This window comes from Mesorhizobium sp. M7A.F.Ca.CA.002.04.1.1 (assembly GCF_004022805.1).
Classification (GTDB): domain Bacteria; phylum Pseudomonadota; class Alphaproteobacteria; order Rhizobiales; family Rhizobiaceae; genus Mesorhizobium; species Mesorhizobium ciceri.
In genome coordinates, this window is sequence record NZ_RZPL01000356.1 from 1 (window position 1) to 5,622 (window position 5,622).

The 5,622-nt window shown below is 64.4% G+C and carries 5 protein-coding genes; all 5 read right to left on the reverse strand.

Translation table 11 applies throughout. The annotated features are described in order from the left end of the window. Window positions 1–63: 63 nt before the first annotated feature. Entirely contained in the window at window positions 64–774 is a 711-nt protein-coding gene (locus tag ENZ75_RS18775; protein ID WP_063168592.1) for an outer membrane protein, read from the reverse strand. A gap of 214 nt (window positions 775–988) precedes the next feature. Continuing rightward, the gene (locus tag ENZ75_RS18780; protein ID WP_063168593.1) at window positions 989–1,948 is read right to left on the reverse strand and encodes an AraC family transcriptional regulator; all 960 of its coding nucleotides are present in this window, start codon (window positions 1,946–1,948) and stop codon (window positions 989–991) included. Window positions 1,949–2,153: 205 nt separating this feature from the next. Next, window positions 2,154–3,035, reverse strand: a complete 882-nt coding sequence (locus tag ENZ75_RS18785; RefSeq protein WP_063168594.1) for a DMT family transporter — start codon at window positions 3,033–3,035, stop codon at window positions 2,154–2,156. A gap of 126 nt (window positions 3,036–3,161) precedes the next feature. Next, window positions 3,162–4,658 carry a sulfatase gene (locus ENZ75_RS18790; protein ID WP_063168595.1) on the reverse strand — a complete coding sequence of 499 codons (1,497 nt, stop codon included), beginning with the start codon at window positions 4,656–4,658 and terminating at the stop codon, window positions 3,162–3,164. A gap of 91 nt (window positions 4,659–4,749) precedes the next feature. After that, a partial coding sequence (locus ENZ75_RS18795; RefSeq protein ID WP_128278234.1) for an aliphatic sulfonate ABC transporter substrate-binding protein occupies window positions 4,750–5,622 on the reverse strand: 873 nt, incomplete at its 5' end.

Here is a 5,622-nt window from a genome sequence, read left to right on the forward strand (position 1 = left end):
TCCGTCCGCTGCGCGGACCACTCCTCACCCCCCCTCAAGGGGGAGATCAGCAGCTTCAGCGGATCAGAACTTGTAGCTGAGCCCGACCCGGATATCCTGTGTCTGGAGGTCGACATGGGTTTCCGTGGGCAGGCCGGCGGCCACCGAGAGGTCCTGGCTGCCGAAGTCCGAGTAGCGATACTCAGCTCGAGCGATCCACCTGTCGGTGAAGGCGTGCTCGATGCCGGCGCCAACCGTCCAGCCGACATGGCTGTCGCTGTGGAGCGTTACTTCGGCGGCAGGGCCACCGGCGCTGACCGCAATAAGCTCATACTTGGCCGCAGCGACGCCTGCAGTGATGTAGGGCAAGGTCCGATCGAAAGCATAGCCGGCCCGCAGCCGCGCCGACCCGGACCATTTGAGTTCGCTCTTGAGCAACGTGGTGACGCCGCCGCCGCCGGCGTCGAGGGCCGTCAGCCCATCTATGTTGCCATACGCAATGTCGGCCTCGGCGCCGATCACGAAGCTGTTCTCCATCTGGTAATTCGCGCCGATATGGACGCCGCCGATAAATCCGTTCGGATCGACGCCAACGTTGAGATCGGTGGCCCCGCCCAGTCCGCCGCCGGCGATGAACAGATTGGATTTTCCGGCCGCGTAGCCGATGTCGACGCCGGCATAGAGTCCGGACCAGTCGTAGCCGGATGCAACAGGCGAAACCTCATTGATATCAGCCGCACACGCCACACCGAGCGGCGCGAGAATGAAGGCCGTTGCGAGAAGAAGAATTTTCATTGTTGTCTGCCGCCCCATGTTGCTTCCCCGCCGCACAAATGAGCTGCGGAGATCCAGCTGTTGTCGAGAAATCCGGTGTTGCATTGTCCGCCGGCCGCGTCTTGGGCTGGGCCGCACCCGAATTGTCGGGGAAAGCACCACGGCGCTTTCCCGGTCGGTGTGGCTTTTCAGCCTCAGTCGATCGGCGCGCCGTGCATTCGGTGGCTGTCGGAAACTATCTGGCGCTGCCCGGCGTCGAGCCGAAGCGGCGGCGGAAGCAGCGGTTGAAATAGGACACGTCGGAAAAACCGCTGAGCAGCGCGATCTCGCTGATCCGCATGCGGTCGTTGCGCCTGTCGGACAGCATCCGATGCGCCCTCTGCAAGCGCAGTTCGAGAATGCGCTCGGCAAAGCTCACCCCGGTTTCCTGCAGCAGGTCATGGACATAGCGGACCGAGAGCCGCAATTGCCCGGCAACGCCCTGCGCCGAAATGGCGGGATCGGCGAAATTGTCCCGCATCTTCTGCAGTATGGCCTGCAGCCTTGCCGCGCGCAGACCGCGCAGGCCCGCCAGTTCGGCCGCTTCGCCCTTGGCGCCGGTCGCCAGGCCGATCAGGTCGACGATGGTTTCGGTGGCGTGGCCGATGAGGTCGGGCGAGACCAGGGCCGGGCCTGCTTCCAGGAAGCTGCAATAGCGCTTGAGCATGCCGAGCGCCTCATTGTCGGCGCCGACGGTCAACGCCAGCCGATCCTCTATATGAGCGAAGGCATTTTCCAGCACGGCACGGGGAAGCACCACATTGGCCCAGACATTGCTGTCGCCGCCGGTCATCTGCAACGCTTCCGAAGCCGAGACCAGGGCGGCCTCGCCTTTGCCGACGTGATAATCGCGGCCAATCTGCGTGCCGCTGAGCACCGTATCGCCATTGTTGACCAGCAGCAGATAGCCGTCGCGACCGTCGGCGGCGATATTGCCCGCCTTGCGGCTGGCATGACGTATCGTCCCGGCCATCTGTCCAAGCACCAGCGACCCGACAGCGGTGGCTTCGATCGCGGCTTCGAACGACAGTCTTTCCGAAATCGTGTATTCGACCGACCATATCTCGGCGACATGGACGTCCTGCCAGAGCGCGAAGCGTGCGCGATGATCCAGATGCGGCGGCAGATCCGCCGATGAGAAGACGTTCTTTTGCAAGGGACGACCGGCCTTTTCTACAATCGCGTCTTCACTTCGACACGCACCGTATTGGACCAGATCACGGTCTGTCCAGAGCCGGAAATACTTGTGCGCCAGGCGACAATTTCAGTGCCGTCCTGAACAAGGATTGGCCTGATTTCGCGGATCTGGCTGGCTGAATTTCGGATTACTCGAAAATACCCAGTGCCGACGAATCGTTCCCCTACTCCGGCGATGGAACCGGCGGCCGTGATGTCAGCGCCGTGCCGAAGGCGGCGACAACAACGGCAGCGATCCCGGCCAGTTGCGTCGCGGTCAGGCTTTCATGCAGGAACAGGAAGCCGGCCAGTGCACCAAGCCCAGGCTCCAGGCAGGTCAGCGTGCCGTAGATGCGCGCCGGCATGCGGGTCAGCGCCACCATCTCCAGGAAGAACGGCAATGCGCTGGAAAACAGGCCGACGAGCAGCGCGCTGACCAGGATCGACGGGGCCAGCAGCGCGGATCCCGCCTGGGCGACACCGAAGGGCAGCACCAGCACGGCGGCGATGGCCATGCCGTAGGCGGTGGTGCGGGTGCCAAGCTCCGCGCCGGCCTTCTGGGCCAGCACGATGTAGAGCGCCCAGAAGCCGCCGGCCGCCAGCGCCAGCATCACCCCGATCGGATCAAGCGGCGCGAGGGAACGAACGAAGGGCGACAACAGCAGGATGCCGGCCACCGCCAGCGCGATCCAGGCAAAGTCGCTGGCGCGCCGCGAAGTCAAGGTCGCCACCAGAAGCGGGCCGGTAAACTCCAGCGCCACCGCGATGCCGAGCGGAATCCTGGCCAGCGCTGCGTAGAACAGGAGGTTGAGGGCGGCGAGCGTCACTCCATAAGCGACCAGCCACGGCATGGTGGCACGCGAGGGCCGCATCTGCCAGGGCCGCAGCACCGCGATCAGCATCAGCGCACCGATGACCAGCCTGAGCGTCGTCGTCCCTTGCGCGCCGATCTGCGGGAACAGGCCTTTGGCGAAGGTGGCGCCGATCTGGATCGACACCATGGCGCCCATCAGTGCTGCGACAGGCAAGGGCGCCGCTTCGCGACGGGCAATCGGCGTCGGTGTCACGTGATCCCATCCTCCATATCGCCGGGTCCAAACCCGACCGGCGGCATGGAGATAGGGCGAACCGGCCGGCCTGTCGTGAGGCAGCGGCAACTGGCTGCTAGGGCACGGCCAAGTGCCGCCGGCCGGTCAGTTCAGGGATTTGCGCCGTGGCGGCGGTGCCGGGTGGCGCTGCTCGAGGGCCGCTGCCGCATCGGTGCGGCCGGTCCGGCGCAGTCTTTCGAGATAGGCCGGCAACTCGCCAAGGCAATGGAACGGCCCGCCTTCCCGGATCACCGTCACCAGCGGGTCGACATCGCTGTCGCTGCGGATGGCCATGGCGCTGCGCCAGTCCTCGAGCAGCCGGCTGGCATGATCGACCACATCGCTTCGGGAGCCTGAGAGATCATGCTGCTCATGCGGATCCTCACTCAGATTGAACAGGCTGACCGGGCCGAAATCCTTGTAGCCGTCATGATAGGTGCGCAGCATCAGCCAGTCGGCCCCGCCGAGCCGGAACCGCACGCCGCGCTGTACCGCCCACGCACCCTGGCTCAGCACCAGGAAATCGCGGCCACCTTCCTCCTTCGCGGCAAGCGCCGGTGCAAAGGAGCGCCCGTCCCAAAGCGCCGGAACGTTGCCGCCGAGCCGGTCGATCAGCGTGGCGGCCCAGTCGAAATGATAGTGAAGGCCGCCATTGACGCCGCGCATGTCCTCGGCGCCGGGCCAGCGGATGACCAGCGGCACGTTGCAGGTGAATTCGTCGGCCGTCTGATGATCACCCCAGACGTTGAGCTCGCCGAGGTTTTCGCCATGATCGGCGCCGATGACGATGATCGTGTCGTCGAACAGGCCTTGCCGCTTCAACTCCTCGACGATGAGACCGACATGATAATCGGCATAGAGCACGCCGGTGTCGTAGCCGTCGAACCAGGCCTTGACGGTGTCCATGCCGCTGATCGGCGACGGCATGCGCCGGTATTTCGATCCGCCCGGCTCGACGTCGAAGCCCGAGGGTTCCTGCGGGCTGTGCGGGCCGTAGCCAGCATGGCTCTTCTCGAATACCGCCCTGGTCATCCAGTCGGGAAGCGGCTGGTCGGCGAAGGGGTCGCCGAAAGCGTCCGGCGCGCGATAGGGCGTGTGCGGGTCCCAGACATTGACATGCAGGAACCACTTTTTTGCCGAGCCATTGCGCTTCAGCCAGTCGATCGCCAGGCCCGAAACCTCGTCGGCGTTCTCCATGCCGGCCTTGCCGGGATTGATGATCTCGTTGAAGCCGGCATACCAATGCCAGCAGCCATGCCGTTCGCCAAAACTGCTGATGGTCGTGGTGTGGTAGCCGAGATCGCGCAGCGCCCGCATCCAGCCTTCCTCGTAGAAGGTGCCGGCCCAGGCTCGCTCGGCGCCTTCGCGGAACGGCTCGCAGGCGGTGCCGCCATGGCCGACCACGCCGGTCCGCATTCCGTGGCGGCCGCTCCACAGCGCCGTGCGCGACGGATGGCAAGGCACATCGGACACATAGACGTTCTCGAAGCGGATGCCCTCGCCGGCAAGGCTGTCGATGACGGGAGAGGTGTTGCGATGATAGCCGTAGCAGCCGAGGTGGTCGCGCCTGAGGCTGTCGATGTCGATATAGAGAACGTTCATGGATGGCTCGTCGCTGCTGTGATTGTCAGGAAACAGGCCCCGGTTCGCTGCCGGGGCTTGCGGTTTGCAAGGGGCGATTTCAAGAAGGCCGTCAGGCCGAAATGTATTGATCGCCCAGATAATAGTCCTTGGGATCGAGCGAGGTCTCGAGCTTGCCAAAGGTCTTGAACAGGTCGTTCATCGTCGAGAACCAGCCGTTCACGGTGCCGTCCTTGGTTAGCTTGATCAGTTCGGCCGAGGTCATGAAACGGCCATAACCGGCTTCCGTCTTCAGCTGGTCGGCAGGAATGCCGAGCAGCTTGGAGGTGATCTCGATCGCCTTGTCCTGGTTGGCGGCACGAAAATCCTGCGCGTCCTTGATGGCGCGCACCACGTTGCGGACGAGATCGGGATTGCCCTCGACCAAATCGTTGCGGGCAATGAAGACGCTCGGAAATGTGGTCTGCGGATAGAAGTCGTCGTTCTTGGCCAGCTCCACCAGATCGGGAACGCTCTTCTGGATGATGCCGACGAACGGATACCAGATGCCGGCCGCGTCGACCTGCTTGGAGGCGAAGGCCGCCACGATGGTGCTCGGGTCCATCTGCACGATGTCGAGGTCGGTCATCGCCATACCGGCCTTGCGCAGCGCCAGCCGCAACAGCATGTCGCCCGAGGTGCCGGCCGCGATCGCGACCTTCTTGCCCTTGAGGCCGGCGATGGACGTGATGCCGGCTTGGGCGATCACCCGGTCCGAGAAGCCGACATCGTTGACGGCGATGATCTTGGCCTTGCCGCTCGCCGGCAGCCACAGCGCGCCCGGTCCGAGATAGCCGAATTCCAGGCTGTTGGCGCCAAGCGCCTGGACCTGGATGGGGCCGTTGGTGAAGACCTTGATATTGGCATCGACGCCGTGCTTGGCATAGAAGCCCTGGTCGGCCGCGACGCCGGCCACGCTGGCGCCCCAGAAATCGCCGTTGTAGCC